The organism is Lachnotalea sp. AF33-28, from assembly GCF_003477885.1.
Lineage (GTDB): Bacteria > Bacillota > Clostridia > Lachnospirales > Lachnospiraceae > AF33-28.
The window spans coordinates 235,014-252,585 of the sequence record NZ_QUEE01000004.1; the positions used below are offsets into that span (position 1 = coordinate 235,014).

At 51.4% G+C, this 17,572-nt stretch carries 18 protein-coding genes and 1 pseudogene; 5 read left to right on the forward strand and 14 right to left on the reverse strand.

Features of this window, described 5'->3' with window-relative positions; all coding sequences use genetic code 11:
- Positions 1-27 precede the first annotated feature (27 nt).
- The 6 genes and pseudogenes from DWZ56_RS07650 to DWZ56_RS07675 form a co-directional block, all read right to left on the reverse strand.
- Positions 28-324, reverse strand: coding sequence for a hypothetical protein (locus DWZ56_RS07650; protein WP_118077997.1), 297 nt, complete (start codon positions 322-324; stop codon positions 28-30).
- Between the two features lie 171 nt (positions 325-495).
- Positions 496-822 carry a TnpV protein gene (locus DWZ56_RS07655; RefSeq protein ID WP_087385888.1) on the reverse strand — a complete coding sequence of 109 codons (327 nt, stop codon included), beginning with the start codon at positions 820-822 and terminating at the stop codon, positions 496-498.
- Complete coding sequence (locus DWZ56_RS07660; protein WP_442911440.1) at positions 819-2,720, reverse strand: recombinase family protein; 1,902 nt, start codon at positions 2,718-2,720, stop codon at positions 819-821. Before DWZ56_RS07660 ends, DWZ56_RS07655 begins: the two co-directional genes overlap by 4 nt.
- Positions 2,721-2,741: 21 nt before the next feature.
- Positions 2,742-3,762: pseudogene (locus DWZ56_RS23760) on the reverse strand (recombinase family protein); the annotation flags it as partial.
- A complete protein-coding gene (locus tag DWZ56_RS07670) occupies positions 3,759-4,232 on the reverse strand; it encodes a PcfB family protein (protein ID WP_118555766.1) in 474 nt (157 codons plus the stop codon). The gene DWZ56_RS07670 and the pseudogene DWZ56_RS23760, both read right to left, overlap by 4 nt.
- Positions 4,233-4,268: 36 nt before the next feature.
- On the reverse strand, positions 4,269-5,213 hold the full coding sequence (locus DWZ56_RS07675; RefSeq protein WP_118555767.1) for a DUF6017 domain-containing protein: 945 nt from the start codon (positions 5,211-5,213) through the stop codon (positions 4,269-4,271).
- 71 nt (positions 5,214-5,284) lie between these two features.
- Here DWZ56_RS07675 and DWZ56_RS22880 point away from each other — a divergent pair, with 71 nt between their 5' ends.
- Both DWZ56_RS22880 and DWZ56_RS07685 read left to right on the forward strand, forming a co-directional pair.
- A complete protein-coding gene (locus tag DWZ56_RS22880; protein ID WP_199679560.1) occupies positions 5,285-5,626 on the forward strand; it encodes a hypothetical protein in 342 nt (113 codons plus the stop codon).
- 107 nt (positions 5,627-5,733) lie between these two features.
- The gene (locus DWZ56_RS07685; RefSeq protein WP_118555769.1) at positions 5,734-7,164 is read left to right on the forward strand and encodes a DUF2079 domain-containing protein; all 1,431 of its coding nucleotides are present in this window, start codon (positions 5,734-5,736) and stop codon (positions 7,162-7,164) included.
- A gap of 139 nt (positions 7,165-7,303) precedes the next feature.
- On the opposite strand, the gene DWZ56_RS07690 is transcribed toward DWZ56_RS07685, so the two are convergent.
- The 8 genes from DWZ56_RS07690 to DWZ56_RS07720 all read right to left on the reverse strand — a co-directional run bounded on the left by DWZ56_RS07690 (position 7,304) and on the right by DWZ56_RS07720 (position 11,903).
- Positions 7,304-7,816, reverse strand: a complete 513-nt coding sequence (locus DWZ56_RS07690) for a phosphohydrolase (protein ID WP_118555770.1) — start codon at positions 7,814-7,816, stop codon at positions 7,304-7,306.
- Between the two features lie 97 nt (positions 7,817-7,913).
- Positions 7,914-8,477, reverse strand: coding sequence for a phosphodiesterase (gene yfcE, locus DWZ56_RS07695; protein ID WP_118555771.1), 564 nt, complete (start codon positions 8,475-8,477; stop codon positions 7,914-7,916).
- 261 nt (positions 8,478-8,738) lie between these two features.
- Entirely contained in the window at positions 8,739-9,248 is a 510-nt protein-coding gene (locus tag DWZ56_RS07700) for a restriction endonuclease subunit S (protein ID WP_118555772.1), read from the reverse strand.
- Complete coding sequence (locus DWZ56_RS23765; protein ID WP_118555931.1) at positions 9,224-9,478, reverse strand: N-6 DNA methylase; 255 nt, start codon at positions 9,476-9,478, stop codon at positions 9,224-9,226. The genes DWZ56_RS07700 and DWZ56_RS23765 overlap by 25 nt, the downstream gene beginning before the upstream one ends.
- Positions 9,405-9,593, reverse strand: a complete 189-nt coding sequence (locus tag DWZ56_RS07710; protein ID WP_330424843.1) for a recombinase family protein — start codon at positions 9,591-9,593, stop codon at positions 9,405-9,407. Before DWZ56_RS07710 ends, DWZ56_RS23765 begins: the two co-directional genes overlap by 74 nt.
- Before the next feature lie 199 nt (positions 9,594-9,792).
- Positions 9,793-10,743 carry an alpha/beta hydrolase gene (locus DWZ56_RS07715; protein ID WP_118555934.1) on the reverse strand — a complete coding sequence of 317 codons (951 nt, stop codon included), beginning with the start codon at positions 10,741-10,743 and terminating at the stop codon, positions 9,793-9,795.
- A 29-nt stretch (positions 10,744-10,772) separates the two neighbouring features.
- A complete protein-coding gene (locus tag DWZ56_RS23315; protein WP_279220280.1) occupies positions 10,773-10,907 on the reverse strand; it encodes a hypothetical protein in 135 nt (44 codons plus the stop codon).
- 12 nt (positions 10,908-10,919) lie between these two features.
- Complete coding sequence (locus DWZ56_RS07720; RefSeq protein WP_118555773.1) at positions 10,920-11,903, reverse strand: poly(ethylene terephthalate) hydrolase family protein; 984 nt, start codon at positions 11,901-11,903, stop codon at positions 10,920-10,922.
- Between the two features lie 114 nt (positions 11,904-12,017).
- Between DWZ56_RS07720 and DWZ56_RS07725 the strand changes: the two genes are divergently transcribed.
- The 3 genes from DWZ56_RS07725 to DWZ56_RS07735 all read left to right on the forward strand — a co-directional run bounded on the left by DWZ56_RS07725 (position 12,018) and on the right by DWZ56_RS07735 (position 17,326).
- Positions 12,018-12,551 (forward strand): TetR/AcrR family transcriptional regulator, encoded by a 534-nt coding sequence (locus DWZ56_RS07725; protein WP_118555774.1) that lies wholly within the window; start codon positions 12,018-12,020, stop codon positions 12,549-12,551.
- A gap of 701 nt (positions 12,552-13,252) precedes the next feature.
- On the forward strand, positions 13,253-14,113 hold the full coding sequence (locus DWZ56_RS07730; protein WP_118555775.1) for a polysaccharide deacetylase family protein: 861 nt from the start codon (positions 13,253-13,255) through the stop codon (positions 14,111-14,113).
- A 12-nt stretch (positions 14,114-14,125) separates the two neighbouring features.
- Positions 14,126-17,326 carry a copper homeostasis protein CutC gene (locus DWZ56_RS07735; protein ID WP_118555776.1) on the forward strand — a complete coding sequence of 1,067 codons (3,201 nt, stop codon included), beginning with the start codon at positions 14,126-14,128 and terminating at the stop codon, positions 17,324-17,326.
- Positions 17,327-17,572: the final 246 nt, after the last annotated feature.

The following is a 17,572-nucleotide window of genomic DNA, read 5'->3' on the forward strand; positions in this document are numbered from 1 at the left end:
TAGCACAGGATTATGAACAAATCCACCTCATTTCAGTCTGCTGGCGGCATTGTTTTCCTTGGCAAACTGCCGCGCTGCTTCCCGCCGTTCCTCACTGTATGGGGCGGTCAGACGGAAAGAGAAGCGGCCTTTCTCAATATCAAACTCCATGCAGCCCGTTTCCGGGTCTGCGTCGGTCTGCTGGCAGATCGCCGGATAACGGCGGCTGTATGCAAGCAGACGCTTTTTCAAGGCGGTGTTGTGGGTGCGGATATGGATAAGGGGGTCTTTCTCGTCAAACCAAATATCGGTGGTCTTTTCCTGCTTGGTAAGCCCTGTTCTCATAAACTCTCCTTTCTGCGCCCTTGTTACGCAATAGGGGCATTTTTCGGGTGTTTTCTCCGGCTCTTGACTTGGAGAAAACAGCGTTTTTGACGATAAAAACCGCCCGGACGGGGAATGGTTCGTCGGGGCGGCTGTTATCGCAAGATTTCTGTTTTTTCCGGCTCTTGACCGTTAAACATAGATTAGCTCATGCATTACGATTTCCTCGGCTCTCGCCTTGCAGTTGTTCATCAAACCTACCCATTTCATCGGGTCGGCGGCTTTGAGGGCTTCGGTGGCTCCCGCTTCTCTGGCAAGGCGGGGCATGAGGTAGTCCAGCATATCCCGCGCCGCCCGGTCTGTTTCCGCAAGGTGGGGGTATAGCTTCTCGCTGGCTACAAGGGCGGTATAAAGGCGGTGGCGGTATTGTTCCAGATAGGCTTTCCGCAGCCGCCCATAGTGGCCGATATGGGGCTTCGGGGTAATAGGGCGGTTCCCATTGTCAATCAATCTTCTCATGCGATTTGTTCTCCTTTCTCGTCCTGCTTCTTTTTGTGGTAGTTCTCCCGCCTTGCAGCAAGGAAGTTTTCATACCGGGCTTGGGCTTCGGGATTTCCGGCTGCGGCTTCCTCGTACATCTTCTGGCGGGATTTCTTGGTAGCTTCACTATGATATGCCCGCCGCCTCGCAAGCTCGGCTGCTGCTGCGGGGTCGGTTTCCGCTTGGGTTTTCAGTTCTTGGTAGGCGTTCTTCTTGCGGTTCCGGCTGGCTTCAAGGCGTTCCGTTTCCTCCGGCGTGAGTGGCTGGCCTGCGTCCAGTGCGGCGGCAAGCTCTTTGAGCGTCCGGGGCTTGGGCGGCTGTGCCGCTTTCTGTCGCTCATACCATGCCTTGTGCTGGCGGTTTTTCTTCTCCCTGTGGGCGGCAAGGCGCTCTGCTTCCTCCGGCGTGAGGTCGGCTCCGGCCTTTTGCAGCGCGGCAAGCTCCTTTAAGGATTTCGGCTTCGGGGGCTTGGGCGGCTCGGCGGCTTTCCGTTTCTCCCGCCATTCCTTTTGCCATACCCGGTTATGGGCTAACCGCGCTTCGTCTGCCGCCTGTTCCTCCGGGGTCAGCAAGCCCGCTTTCTTCCTCGCGGTAAACTCCCGCTTCTCTGCCTTGCGCTTTTCCTCCCGCGCTTTGGCAAGCTCCTGTGAATGGGCTTCCTTTGCCGCCTGTTCCTCCTGCTGGCGGCGTTGTTCCTCGGCTTCCATTGGGGTAACGATATGGGCGGGGACTTCAAACGCGCCGATGAAGTTGAGGTAAATATCTATCCTCTGGCGGCGGCTGTTCCCGCGCCCCTCGCCCTCATGGACAACGACTTTCTCGATAAACTCGTTGAGCATGGGCGTTGTCAGCTCGGAAAAGTCGGTGTAGCGGCTCACAAGCTCGATAAACTTATCTGTTTTCAGCCTGTCGGCGTTCCAGCTCTCGATTGCTTCCTGCCATTGTGCGATAGCGGCTTCCAGCCCTGTCTGTTCCTCGTCGTATTCGGCAAGCAGACGGGTAAAGTGCTTATCGGGTATCTTGCCTGTGGCGTTGCCCTCGTATAGCTTCTTTACAAGGCCGTCCAGCTCCTTACACCGCCGCTGTGCCTTGCTCACTTTCTGCCGGTACTCCTTGACGGCGTTCTCTTGGTGCTGGTCGGACGCTTCCCGCACACGCTCGATAAACTCCGCTTCATTGTGCCGCACATACCAGCTCACGCGCTGGATTGCAGCAAGAATGGCGGCTTCCATTTTCGCGGTGGGGATATAGTGCATGGTACAGTCGCGGGTAAGCTGGCGGTAGCTGGAACACACAAAAGCGTCGTCCAGATACTTGCCTTGCACAAGGCTGCTGCGGTGGGTCAGCTTCGCGCCGCAGTCGGCGCAGTAGAGAAGCCCGGTCAGGCGGTTTGGGGTGTTCTGCCGCTTGGGAGCGCGGCGTTTTGTCCCCATAAGCCGCTGGACGGTGTTCCATGTTTCCTCGTCCACAATGGCGGGAATTTCCCCGTCAAAAATATACTGTTCCTCCGGCGCGGTCTTGCGGGTACTTTTGGTCTTGTAGTTCTCGCAGACGGTTTTCCCTAAAACCTTGCGCCCTGTGTACTCCGGGCGTTTGAGGATATAGCTGATAGTTGTCGTTGACCATGCGTAGGGGTCTGTGTACTTCGCCGCCCGGACGGGTGCGCCTATCCGCTTCCAATGCTCGGACGGGATAGGGATTTTCTCGGCGCGGAGTGCCCTTGCTATACTGGCGATACTCTCCCCGGCAACAACGCTATGGAAGATACGGCGCACAACGGCTGCGGCTTCCTCGTCGATTACCCATTCGCCCTTGTTCTCTTTGGACGCAAGGTAGCCATAGCTGACGCTGCCGGAGCAGCGCAAGCCCTTTTCCATTCTCGACTTGAAAACGGTCTTGATTTTCCGGCTGGTGTCGGCAACATACCACTCGTTTATCACATCTCGGAAAATTGACATTATATCAAAGCCGTTAGCGGTATCAAGGTTGTCATTCGCCGCAATAAAGCGTACATGGTACTCATCAAAGGTGCGCTTCAAAAGCCCCACTTCGACAACATCACGGCCAATCCTGCTTTGGTCTTTGATAATGACCGTAGCCACATTTCCCGCCCGGATTTCTTCCAGCATAGCGTCCAGCCCCGGACGCTTGAAAGTAGTTCCCCGCACTCCGTCATCGGTGAAGTGCCGGATATTCGTAAAGCCGTTCTTTTGGGCGTAGTCCTCCAAAATACGCTTTTGGTTTTCTATCGACACGCTTTCCCCGGCTCGCTCATCGTCATGGGAAAGACGCTCGTACAGGGCTGTGATTTTTCCCTTGTCCGGCTGTTTCTTCATGGGGTGTAACCTCCTTTCTTGAGGGTTCGCGCTCCCTTTATCCTTATTGTAAATTACCATTCGGGTCTGTCAAGACGTAAGAGGAATGAAGCTGCATTAAATTAGGCTTGACGAAAAACCTTGTTTTTCCGCTGCCGCTGCCGCCGATCACGACGACGTTCTTATTTCTCGCGTACTTCGGCTGCTTCGGGCGGCTGTTCATGGTAAGCCGTTCCGTCTGCGTCAAAATGATGTTGTTTTGAAACTCCGGGTCTATGTAGGGCTTTATATCTTCGGCGTTGCCCCATCGGGCAGAGCCGTACTCCGCGCCCTTGCGGTATTTCTTCGCGTTTTTCCCTTTGACATAGACAATCAAGCGGATAACCACCGCGCCGACAATGCCGACAAGCAAATCCAGAGGGTAAATGCTCGGCAAGGCGTTTTCAAAGGCTGCGGAAAATCCTTTTGTGATATTCAGTATCTTTGCGGATATATCCGCGCCGGGGGCAAGCCGCACCGCCTGTCCGACTTTATCAAAGAGATAGACAAAGAACACATAGGGGATATTCGGAAGTATCAGCTTTTTGTAGTTTATCTGCTTCATATCTCGCGCCCCCTGTCCATTTTCTTTACCTTGTCGCGGGCGGCGTTAAGCTGCTTCGCCTTGTCCTTTGCAGCGGCAAGGGCTTTGCGGATAGAGGGCTTTTTATCCCGGTTCAGCTTCTTTGCAGAAAACTCTTGAAACGCTGCGGTCATAACGTCTGCGTCCCGGCCTTTGAAAAACACAAGGTAACGGGTCTGTTCACCCTTAACCTTTTTCAGCGAAAAATCTATGTTGTATTTCTTCGCCGTACTCTCAAAGGCTTTAATATTGCTGTCGGTGATCTCGATGTTGGAAACGCCCGCGTTCTGCTTCATAAGCTGCCGCATGGTCTGTTTCCCATGTGCGGGCTTGCTTTTCTGCTCCAAAAACTTTTGGATTGCTTTCTGCAACGCCTGTTCGGTAAGCCGCGCCGCGCCTTTTCCCACTTTGACGTATAGGGCAATCGTTTTTTGGGTTACTTCTTCCTGCAAGGTATCAACTCCTTTCCCGGTAAAGTGCGGCTATGCTCATTCGCCGCCGTATAAGTCGTGATTGACAAGGGCGGTATAGTAGCTGTCAATGGTACTCGGCGCGTTGAACAGCACCGCTTTTAGATACTGCTTGATGTTGCGCACTTTGGTTGTGTTCTCCCTCATGCAATCCAAAACGAACTCAATATGGCTGCTGTTCAGCTTCAAAAACTTTGATTTCACTAATTCGGCGGGGTAGTCGTCCCCGGCAATACGGATTGTCTTTCGCGCTGTGCAGACGGTTTCCAGCATAAGGTCAACAATCTCGTCCAAGCGGTCTTTGTCAATTTTGCAGTTTTGAATGAGATGGTCGTATTCGATATTGTCCTTGATAATCTCCCTGTAAATCTCTACTGCGCTATTGCTTTTCGCTTCCGTTCTTTTCCTTTCCGACGGCGTAGCCGCTTTGCCCTGTTCGAAGGGCAAGGGATTTAGGGAATGGAATGGAAAGGAATGGGTACTTGATAAATCAGTAATTGATTGTTCTTTACTTGATATATCTTTATTTAATTGCGTTGGATTTTCCAACGTAGGTTTTTCCTGCGTAGGTTTTTCCAACGTTGGATTATCCAATGTTGGATTTTCCAATGTAGGTAAATCCAATATAGGCGGCTGTCCGCCGCTGGTAGCTGCTTCCGGCTCTCGCGGCTGCGGCTGCTCGTATATGACGTAATCCGCGCCCCGCAAGCGTCCCTTTTCGTCGCGTTCCCGGCTGCGCACGATATATCCGGCTTTTTCGAGTTCCTTTACCGCTTCGCGGATTGCGTCGATCTTCTCCCGGTTGATATGGGATAAGCCCGCAAGGGTATAATCCCAATCCTCCGGCAAAGACAGCATTTGCGACAACAAGCCCTTTGCCTTTAAGGACAATTCCTTGTTGCGCAAGTGGTGGTTGCTCATAACGGTATATCCCGTATTTCGCTCCACTCTGAAAACTGCCATTTTTCCTCACTTCCTCTCTTGATCTGCGTGGACAATTAGAAAGCCGTTTTCGGCGGTTTTGGTATTGCAATATGCCCTTTGCCGTTTTCGCGTCTGCAAAGCCGCATGGCACAAGGGCTTTTGCCCGTCTATTTGTCCATGCTGGCGGGCGTTTTCCGCGTCCTTTTGCCGGGGCAATAGGGACACTTTTTGAAAACGCAAAACTCATATTTCCATTGTGGGCGGTAGAAACGGCAAGTGCCGCAATCTTCATCATCTCCGGCACAACCGGATTGATAGCGGTCAAATCCCGGCTTCTGCTGCATGAGCAGTTCAAATGCCCGCTGCTTGCCCTTTGTGAAATACATTCCGGCTGCGCCTCCTTTCCTGCGGGCATAAAAAAACGCCACAACTTCTTTGAAGCTGCGGCGTAGTATGCAGAAAGGGACGCTATCTTTCGATAACGTCCCTTTTGCTTGGTTATTCACTTGTAACCTGTTTGCCCGCTGTCCTTAAAACGCGATGATATAAGGGTTTTTGCTTGTTTTCTTATCTCACCGCGCTTAAGACAGGGGATTTTTATGGCGACAAACGGCTGGTCTATGCGGCGGGCCTGCTGTTTTTTATCTTTGTGGGAGGTGTTACGGCTCTTCGCTATATGACCTTCGCTTCCCCCAACTTTGACTTTGGGATCTTTTCGCAGATGTTTGAGCGCATGAAAACGACAGGCCTCCCCATAACGACCTGTGAAAGAAACAGGCAGCTGTCCCATTTTGCTGTCCATATTTCACCGGTATTTTATCTGATGCTTCCGTTTTATCTGCTGTTTCCGCATCCGATTGCGCTCCAGCTGATGCAGGCTGCAGCGCTGGCATTGGGAATACTGCCGCTGTATGGCCTGTGCAGGCACAATCAGCTGTCTAAGAAGGCCTGTACAGAAGTCTGTTTCTGTTATGTGCTCCATCCGGCGCTGGCGGGAGGATGCTTTTATGATATGCATGAGAATTTTTTCTTGGCGCCGTTTCTGCTCTGCCTGCTCTTATCCGCGGAGAAGAAGCAGTATGCCAAAATGGGGCTTTTTACAGTTCTGGTGCTGCTTGTTAAGGAGGATGCGGCGGTCTATACCGCATTTACGGGTCTCTATCTGCTGGCTTCGGGCAGGGAAAAAAAGCCGGGAGCACTGATGGCCGCGGCTTCGGTGATCTATTTTCTGCTGGCGGTCACACTGCTTGACCGCTTCGGGGAAGGCGTGATGATCGGCCGTTATCAGAATTTCCTGGCCGGAGGGCAGAATTTTGGTTCCATACTGAAAACTGTATTTATGAATCCCGGCTATACGCTGGCACAATGCCTGCAGGCGGACAGGATCGGGTATCTTCTCATAATGGCGCTTCCGCTTGCCTGCCTGCCGTTTATGGGAAGAAAACCTTCGGAGTATCTGCTGCTGGGGCCGTTTGTCCTGATGAATCTGATGCCGGATTACGAATATCAGCACAGTATCGATTTTCAGTATAATTTTGGAGTGCTGGCGCTGCTTTTTTATCTGTTCATACGCAGGCTCTCACAGTGCAAAGAGGATGTGCGGGGAAAACTGCTGAAAATCAGTCTGACGTTTTCCTGCCTCATGTTTCTCTTCGCCCATACGGACCGTCTCTCCTATGTGGGGCGCTGGATGGATCACAGGCAGCAGTATAGGGTCATGGAAGAAGCGCTTGAGCGCATACCGAAGGAGGCTTCGGTAGCCGCGTCCGGTTTCCTTACGCCCCATCTGTACATGCATGAGGAGCTTTATGAGGAAACAGCCGGTATCAAAACGGATTATGTGGCGCTGGATCTGCGAGGTACGGATGCAAAGGCGGTGGAGGTGTATGAACAGAAGGGATATCGGTGTGTGATATATGAAGAGGGAAGCATCGCGGTACTGGCGTATGCCCCCGATGATAATCAGAACAGCGGTAAATCAGCTCCGTAAGGATCGCACTCGTGCGAAGATATAATATGCTGTGCGGCCGCACTCGGTGCAGGCGGGTTTCTTTTTTTAATAGAGAACGCCCCGGCGCATAAAGTTCTGTCGAACACTTTAAGCATCGGGGCACCGGTTACATGGAGTTTTAGCAGCCTTTAGGCACACGCATCAGGCCAAAAAGCCATTTTTTACGCAAAGCGCGCAGAAACCGGATCACGGTCACCACTTCAATCACGCAGGAAACCGTATCCACCGCGCATACGAGCCACGCCTCCCGGAATCGCGGAAGTGCCGGCGTGAGAGGCCACATGTGCTTCTTTATGATATCGCGTTCAATATCATTTAAGTGAAAGTCACGCTGCGCGTTGGCGAGAGCCCGGCCGGGATGATAGAAACCGTGGAGCCTGTGGGATTTATCGCCGTCATGCCAGTCATACAAAAAATAATCGTGGAGCAGAGCGCCTCTCACCAGCGATGCTTCGTCACAGCCTAAATGATATTTCCTGTTCCAGTAAAAACTGTAATATGCAACGATGACACAGTGCTGCAGGCAGGTAATGGAACTGTGCTGTATATAGCGGTCCATTTCTTTAACCTGCCCGCCCTGGATGGTATCCCGGGCCAGTTCTATAAAATCATTGATATACTCTCTTTTCATCTGCCTCATTCCTTTGCCGGTAACTGCCTGATGGCACTTTTTGTATATTTCTGATTATATTCTAGCACCGCAGATGAAAAAAATCCTTACACAAATATTAATTTTCTACGATATGTTTCTGAAGGATCTCCCCGTCCATGCTTTTAATCAGAAACTCTCCGGCGCATCCGTCCTTCTTTTCATAAACCATATAGCTGGGCGGATTCCCCTCCTTGGGGATGGATACCGAACCGGGATTAAGATAAGTGAAAGGTCCCACGGCCTCTGCTTTCAGGACATGGGTATGACCGTGAATCAACAGGTCACCGGCTTTTAGCGGGGGCATATTTTCCGTGTTGTGTATGTGACCGTGGGTGATGAAAAACATATGACCGTCCACAAACATGGTCATATAGTCCGCCATGATCGGAAAATCCAGTACCATCTGATCCACCTCGGCGTCACAGTTGCCCCGCACGCAGAGCAGCTCTTCCTTCATCCCGTTGAGTAATGACATCACTTCTTTGGGATTATATTCCCGGGGAAGATCGTTGCGCGGACCATGATAGAGCAGGTCACCTAAAAGTATGAGGCGCTCTGCCTTCTCACGGACATAGATTTCCTTCATCTTGCGGCAGCTGAAGGCGGAGCCGTGTATATCGGATGCAAACATTAGTTTCATAGCTGTTCCTCCTGGAGATTTTATGTCACCAGCCGAAGGTTGATGACCTGAGCACACTTCCGAGTGCTGCTATTTATTCGAATGCGGCGGCAGACATGCCGGCGCATAACCTATTTTACTACATGGAAGAACGCTTTTCCAGCGGCTATATGATTTTTGTTGGATAAAATACATCTTCACTAAATCACGGTGGACTCAGGCTGTATTTTTTTGCAATTTACATTCCATGCCTATAACAAAAAAGTCCTGAGGATAGGCATATTATAAAACTATAAGCATCTTTATAAATTCGTCCAATAATTCATTCAGTTCTTTATCCTGACTCCTTTTCTGAAATTGATACACGTAAAATAGAGTACTTCCGATTTTGTTTTGCATTTCAAGATTAGGATAATAAATAGATATTACTGAAAGTCTTTCAACATTCATATTTGCACGTGTTGTATAAACTGGTGAAACTCTTTCAACTTCTCGACGGTATATCGCACTGCTAAAATAGCCTGCCATATAAAGAGGATTCACTACACCTTCTTTTTTGGGGCGTAGTCTTTTTACATAGTTGCCGTAAACTGCACAGCAATCTGTAGATGCGACGCTGCAGCATGCTAGTTGCTTAATTGTTTCGCTAGTCCTATTTAAAAGAATATCACCACATTTTATATCGTATTTTCGAATCTCATCCTTTGACACATCAACAAATGCGGAGAATGAATCCGGCAGAAATGGATTGTGAAGAAAAGATTTATTTATAACCCATATACAACACGGAATTTTAGTGTTGTAAAAAGTCCTGCTGGAAGCGTAATAACGACTTCTACCAACCCTTCATAAAGAATTTTTTTCCTTATATCGAGTTCCGCGGAATTCTGAGTTGTTAAAGAGCCATTTGGTAAGAGGACAACTGCGCGCCCATTTTCTTTTAAATGACTAATTAACGCCTTTCTCGGAAAACTCCTTGATGATCTCCCATCCGGGCTGACGTTGGGCGAACTCCCGGCAATACTGCTTTTGCATTGGGATGTCGTCCTTTTCTACCTGTCCCACGGTGGAAACGCGGTACAGGCAGACCACGCGCCTGGAAATGTTTTCGGGAATTTGGATGATTTGCTCCGCCATATAGACCTCACTTTCTGAACGTGCGGTGCATATATGGCGGCCAGTTCTCTATGGTTTTTTCAAGGTGCCATCTACACCATTATTATCTCATATTTCAACGAAAAAGGCAAAAAATTACCCTGTTGCCCGCTTGTTTCAGACAGACAACAGGGTTCAGCCATATTCGCTAATGCGTCTCAAATTGAGACGGATTTTGACATTATACCGGCAAATAAGTGTCCAGATATTCAACAAGTTTCCTCATGTACTCAATATACTGCTCATTATCGTTTTGCAGACCATGACCAGAATGTTCGCACACTATATAATCATGCGGCACACCATACTCCGTCAGGGCCTTGTCCAACCGCACCGAGGCCAAGTAGGGCTGCATGGTGTCGTAAGCTCCGTAGGCCATAAGAGAGGGCACCGTATTTTCATCTACCCACAGCAGGGCAGAGACGGGCTTCACCGCCTCGTCATACTCCGGAGTCCCAAACATATCCGGGGTGAGTGCCGCGCCGCACATGACGCTGAACAGCCCAGCGGCCCCTTCTCTCGCTTCCGCGGTATCTTTGTCAAACCCGTAATTCGTCCAGTCCTCCGGATAGAAGCTGGACGGCCCCACCGCTCCGAACACCATCCGAACCGGCACAGGGGATGTGTCCGCATCCCGGTAGGCATACAGCATGGCCAGACAGTGGCCCGCCGAACCGCCGCCCACCGCCATTTCACCGATGTGATAGCCCAGCTTTTCCGCTTCAGCAACCACATAGGGCATACTCTCTTTGATTTCCATAGATTGGGTGTAAACGTTGGCATCCGGGTTTTCCTCAGTGAACAAGGTGTAATTGATGCCCGCCGCCACATAACCCTTGGAGCAAAGCCCTTGGAGCATCTCCGCATCGCCGGACTTGTCGCCCGTAGTGAACCCGCCAGGGTGAAGATAGACCACCAGACCGTAGCTGTCCTTGGAACTGTCGGCGGGGACATACAGGTCGAACTTATTGGCGGGTTTCTCGCCGTAGGTAAGGTCGGTATAGACGGTTCCCACCGAATCGTTCCACTCAGCCTTGAACTTTCCACCTGTTGGATCGGCGGTCAGCTTAACCACCGCTGAAACGGCAAACGTAGCGAGAAAGGCCCCCACATAGATGAATCCCCAAAGCACTTTATGCGTCCCCTTTTGCTTTTCTTTTTTCACAGGAAATTACCTCCAAACAGTGTCCCGCCCAGCAGCAGGTTCATCACGGCCCGCACTGCCAGACGGCCCAGAACGGCCCCGGCAACGACAACGATAAGCAGAATGATAAATCGTTTTTGTGTGAGTGTCATATGGTTGCCCTCCTATTTTGTGATATTTGTTTTCACGTCCTGATACAGACTGTTGTTTTCCAGCTCCCCCCCAGTGGCAAAGGCTTTTCCGGTTTCCGTGTCACCCTTTAGCTGGTACATAAACCAGGCGGTCATATAGCCGTCAAATTGCTTATAGGAATCCCCATGGTCAACACCGGTTTTGATGGCGTACACCTTTTGAATACCGTTGGACAGTGTAACGTAGTTTTCCTCAAGGCTCCATAACGGACAAATCCCCTGTGCAAGTCCGTTCGTATCATCAGGAACCTGGTCTTTACTGGTGGCATTTCCAGCGTCCCAAAAGCCGCTGCCCGCCGTCATAAAGACCGGGACAGATATTGTGGAGACATCGTATTCCCAATCTGTCCCCAAGACTTTCGTATGATAAGAGGATGTGGCGCTGGCCGCATACACAGCTCTCACCATATAGCCATGCTCCTGTGTTCCAACCATGTTAAACACGGCCGGTCCGCCCTGGGAATGACCGCCGATCCCGATGTTGTCCAAGTCGATCCTATGGTAAAAAACGCTGCCGCTGTTTTCATTTTCTCGCATCAGAAATTGGATCGTTGCCTCCAGCGATGCCCCGGTACGGGTGTTCTGGTCATCATTCCCCACCGCAATAAATCCCCAGGAGGACAGATGCTCCATGAAGGGCTTATAGGTGGCGGAGGTACTCCCCGTCCCGTTGGCGAAAATCACCACCGGATAAGTACCGTTTCCGCTTTCCAACTCGCCGGGATACCACACCGCATACTTTCCGATGACTTCGTCCCCGGCGTCAAACTCTTTGTAAGATACCTCTTTGTCCCCGAACGCCGCATACCTTTTCTCAATCTCCCCGCCGGTCTCCGTGTACTTGTAATACTCGGCCTCCCTCTTGCCCGCAAGCATGACAAATGCAATGATGGCAAGCACTACCAGGGCAAGGACGATCAGAATCACTTTCAACAATGTTGTCATGACCTTTTTCATAGTCTCCTCCTTGACATATACGGCGAGAGCCGCTATACTGTCACTTGATGATATATTTGTTTTGGCAATACAATTATATCAACAGGTGAACCGCTGTCAAGAGGAGCAATAAAAATGAGACAAAATCCGCAAAATGTATCACCGATGAGCAACGAGGGCCGCAATGCCTATGTGATTGAACACCTTACCAACGCTATGCTGAAACTGTTGCGGGATAAGCCGTTGGGAGAGATTTCCATCAGCGAATTAATAGAAGAAGCAGGGGTGGGCCGGGCGTCCTTTTACCGCAATTTTGAGGACAAGGCAGATATTTTGAAAGCGTATCTAAACAAAATTTTCCATGAGTGGGTGGACGAATATGAGAAAAGCCCGGAGCGGCCATTGAGCGAGCAGCTTCGGACTCTGTTTGCCCATTTTGAAAAATACCGGGATTTCTACACTCTGCTGAATGACCGGGGACTGCTTTGGCTGTTGAAGGATGTGGTCGTTTGGATTTTCGGCCCGAAGCCGGAACATTCCCAAGTAGAGGCGTATTCCAGGGCTTACGCTGCCTACGTCCTCTATGGCTGGATTGAGGTTTGGTTCCAGCGGGGGATGCAGGAATCCGCAGAAGAGATTGCGGCGCTTTTCAAATCACAGGGGTTTTAATGGGTTCTAACTCGTTTCGTTTACAGCTATTACGTTACCTTAATCTAACGCAAAAATTGATTGCTGCATAGCAGAGACATCCATTTGGTGTTTTCATACTGACTTCGGGATGGAAAGTCAGTGAAATTCGGTTTGAAATCCGTCAATGGTATTTCACCGCCCACACCCCGTCAAGGCTAAACTTCACCGCCAGTCTGCGGACTGGCGGGCCTTGACAGGGCACGTGCGGCGAAATGCTAATAAAGAGCATACTTGTGCGCCAAAATCCTGCTTTATTCGGTGATTTTTGCGCTTTATGATAACAACAATGCAGGCATTTGTATTACATAAAACAGATTTCCAACGAAATTTGTAGATGGCTTTTAGAGACGCTTTTTCACAGGTATTTCCTGGCCGCTATATATTACCGTTCTTGTTTCTTGGATTTTTATTGACAAATTCTACCCTATTATTCACTAATTTTTATATCATGGAAGTGTGCCGATTACTTATACGGAGGATTTGAAATAATATAATCAAATTGCAGTCATTTTTCTTTATTATATCAGCCCCCCCCTTGTGTTGCAATTCCCAGCCCATGGTTTTATAATGATATGGAAAAATACTCCTGTATCCGGAGAGCCGGCAGTTTTACGAAAGTTCCGGCATCGGCTGCAACAGGAGGGCAGCGCGGATGAAACCGTGCGGAAAGGGAGAACGATATGGTACTTAGAACGGATATTCCGCTGTATCCGGGCGGAAAAACGAAGGCTTTTACATTGAGCTACGATGACGGTGTGGTTCAGGACATCCGCCTGGCAGGTCTGCTGCGCAGATACGGGCTGCAGGCTACGTTTAATCTGAACTCGGGCACCTTTGGGCAGGTGGATCAGTATTCCCATCTGAAGGTAAAGCATGAAAAAGTAAATAAGGAGCAGGTCAGAGAACTTTATCAGAATTTTGAGGTGGCCTGTCACACGGTGACACATCCGGATCTGGCTTCTGTCCCGGAAGAAATGATCAGCTATGAGATTGCCTGCGACAAGAGAAACCTGGAAAATATCACCGGCAGGATTGTGACCGGTCTGGCGTATCCGTACGGTACATACAGCAAAATAACGCTGGAAACGGCCCGCCGCTGCGGCATCCGCTATGCCCGCACCATCAGGAGCACTGAGAGCTTTGAGCTGCCGGAGGACTTCCTTGTGTGGAACCCCACCTGCCACCATTCCAATCCGGGACTTTTAAAGCTGGCTGAACAGTTTATCGGGCTGGGATCGGATAAGCGCAGGCCGCTGCCGGTATTCTATGTATGGGGACATGCCTATGAATTTGATAATGACGACTGCTGGAATCTCATAGAAGAGCTGTTTCAGCTGATATCCGGGCGGGAGGATATCTGGTATGCGACGAACGGACAGATTGAGGAATACGTGAGCGCGTGGCGGCAGCTGCGCTATTCATCGGATGGCAGCCTGATCTATAATCCCACAGCACTGGATATATGGATCAGGGTGGTGGATGAAGTTTACGAAATTCCTTCCGGCCGGACTGCAGAGATCACCCCGGCCTGGAAGCTGTAAAGAGGTAATGGGATGAAGTATCTGCTGGAAGTGTGTGTGGACAGTGTGGAATCTGCCATAAATGCGGCGGCCGGCGGCGCCGACCGGCTGGAACTGTGCTCCGGACTGGCCGTAGGAGGCCTGACGCCGGGGGTGAGCCTCTACCGGCAGGTGAGAGAAGCGTGTGGGCTGCCGGTACATGTGCTGCTCCGCCCGCGGTTCGGAGATTTCTGCTATACAGACCGTGAATTTGATCAGATCCTGCGGGATGTGGAGCTGTTCCGCGGTCTGGGAGCCGACGGCGCAGTGATCGGGATCCTGCGCCCGGACGGCAGCCTCGACCAGGAACGAATGCGGCTGCTGATGGAAGCGGCTGCAGGCATGAAGGTGACGCTGCACCGCGCCTTTGATATGTGCCGGGACCCCTTTGCCGCGCTGGAAACGGCAGTGGAGCTGGGAATAGATACCGTGCTGACATCCGGGCAGAAGAATTCCTGTATGGAAGGTGAAGAGCTGCTTGCCGAGCTGGTTAAAAAAAGCAGGGACAGAATCTGTATTCTGGCAGCAGGCGGCGTGGATGAGGCGGCTGTAGCGGAACTTTCGGCTAAGGCCGGGATCACCCGGTTTCACATGTCAGGAAAAGTGATCCGAAACAGCGGTATGCTTTACCGAACGGATGGGGTGCATATGGGGCTGCCCGGGTTATCCGAGTATGAGGTGCTTTTGACGGATGCTAGGAAGGTACGGGCCGCGAAGCAAGCGCTCATGCGGGCGGAAGATTTTTCTGTATCCGCCGTGATGCGGTACTATTACCGGGCCATGCCGGCCGAAGACCGGGCCAATTATCCGGAGACTGTCTGGGAAGCTTATGCGCGGCACGCAGTTTTTCTGATGGAGCAGGGCCCCTTTCGCAAAGAGGTTCCGGCGGAGCTTTTCCTGCCCTATGTGGCATATTACAGGATCAATGAAGAGGAGATCGAGGACTGCCGCCGCTTTTTCTATGAGCAGGTGATAGAACGCATCCGCGGGCTTGACATGGAGCAGGCCATATTGGAAATCAACCTCTGGTGTTCCGGACAGGCTTCCTACCGGGCATCGGATACGCGGACCGCGTCGCCGCTTGCGGTGTACCGAAGCGGTTTGGGCCGGTGCGGGGAGGAGTCCGTATTTCTGGCCTCCGTCCTTAGAAGCGTGGGCATACCTGCCAGACAGGTCTATGTGCCGCGCTGGTCCCACTGTGATGATAACCATGCCTGGGTGGAAGCCTGGTGCGGCGGAAAATGGCATTACCTGGGCGCGTGTGAACCGGAGCCCGTTTTGGACAGAGGGTGGTTTTCCAGTGCGGCATCCAGGGCGATGATGGTGCATTACAGATGGTTTTCCCCCGATCCTCCGGACGGAGAGGTGTGCAAAACAGAGGGCAGCGTCCGCCTGATTAACCGGCTGCCCCATTATGCATCCGCCGTGGAGGCAGTGGTGCAGGTTATGGATGGGGACCGCCCTGCGGCCGGAGCAAAAGTGCTGTTTCAGATTCTGAATGAGTCCGCATTTTATACGGCCGCATCTGCGGCAGCAGATGAAAACGGGATTGCGCGAATGAAGCTGGGCAGGGGAAACATCCATGTCCATGCGGTTTTAGACGGAAGATGCGCCTGGGCAGACTTGAATCTCTCACAATCCACAGAGCTTACACTGCGACTGGATCAGGATGCCCCCATCGGGCGCTGGGAGGAATTTGAATGCGCTGCTCCTTTGGGAATCTCAACCCCGCCTGATTCTGAATCCGGGAGCGGGCAGCCGGGCTGGGAAGTTAAATATGCCGCAGAACAGAAGCACTGGCAGGATAAAATGGCCCGATACCGGCAGGATGCCCGGATAGATCGCATCGCATCTTTCTGCATACACAAAGACAGTATCACCGCGATCCTTAAGGAGGCTTACGGAAATCTGGAGGAGCTTATGGCATTCCTTCTGCCGGCGGGCGTACAAAAAGAGCAGGAACTCAAGGAAAATATGCTTTTTTGTCTGTCCTCCAAGGATTACCGGGATGTAAAAGCTAAGATATTAAACGCTCATTTTGAGGAGCTAAAGGACAAAGAAACGGAGTATTCCCGGCAGATAAACGCCGGATATCTGGTAAATCCCCGCGTGCACACGGAAACGCTCACCGCTTACCGCAGAAAGATCGAGGATTTTTATAATGACGGAGACCGCGGGCGCATAAACATTCCCGCGCAACGTTTCACTCCGGAGCTTTTATGGAACGATATTTGCAGCCGGATTGCGGATCCGGCCGGATCCGGCTATCAGAATCTGATCACGCTGCCGGCGGCCTGTCTGCGTACCGGTCAGGGAAATGATCTGTCCCGCAGAATCCTCTTTGTCGCGGCCTGCAGGACATTTGGCATACCTGCAAGGCTGGCGGAAACGGATCTGCAGCCTGAGTATTATGAAGGCGGAAGTTTCCACAGGATGAAAGACAGCAAAAAAACGTCATGTCTCACACTGCATAATGTCAGCGGCACCGAATGGGTCAGCCCGTCCAACTGGTCGCTGTCCCGCTTGGAGAGCGGAGAATACATCCCTCTCAATCTGTCCGGCAGTCAGTGGGAACATGACAGACTTTCCCTTCCTCTGATGCCGGGACGTTACTGCCTCATCACCGCCAACCGGCTGCCTAACGGCAGCATCCGCGCCGCCAGACAGGAAATCCTTCTCGCAGACGGAGAGAACGGTACGGTTAAGCTCCACTGGCCCCATGCGGATCTGAAAGACCTGCTTACGAGCCTTCCGCTGCCTCCCGTCCCTCTGGCAGCGCTAAGAGAGCCTGCGGCGTCCGCCGCCCTGCCCGGTTTGTCAGAAGCGCTGTGGATCTGGCTGGAGGAAGGCAAAGAGCCCACAGAACATGTATTAAACGAGCTGGCCGCATGTGCCGGGCGCATCAACCGTTCGGACATCTGCATCCGCCTGCTGATTGGCAGCCCCGGCGCGGCAGATAACCCGTCCGTCTGCCGGGTGCTGGAAATGATTCCAAAGAGCGGGCTTTACCTCTGCGATTTTTCAAAGTACGCCGAACCGGTGTGCCGCAGTCTCTATATGGAACCCGGCAGGCTGCCGATGCTCTATGCCCAGGCCGGCCCGAACACGGTATACGCAGTTAGCGGATATCGTGTGGGCAGCGTGGAAACCGCTCTTTCATGCATAAAAGAAGCCCTGAAAGAGTCTGCGCTGTGAATGCCTGAAATAAATAAAATCCGCAACAGAAAAAGTCTCTCCGGACGGAGAGACTTTTTCTGTTGTAAGGAAGGTATCTATGTAAAGTATGATAGTTGTTTGGCGGAGCCGCCAAATTTGCGCGCTTACTTGGGACTCCATATTATGTACGTCTTTGTTGTACACCCATAGTATAGCCAAAAATTGTGTCAAAAGTTTGTATGATCCATGAAGTCTTTATGAATTGCATAAACATTTTCATATCTA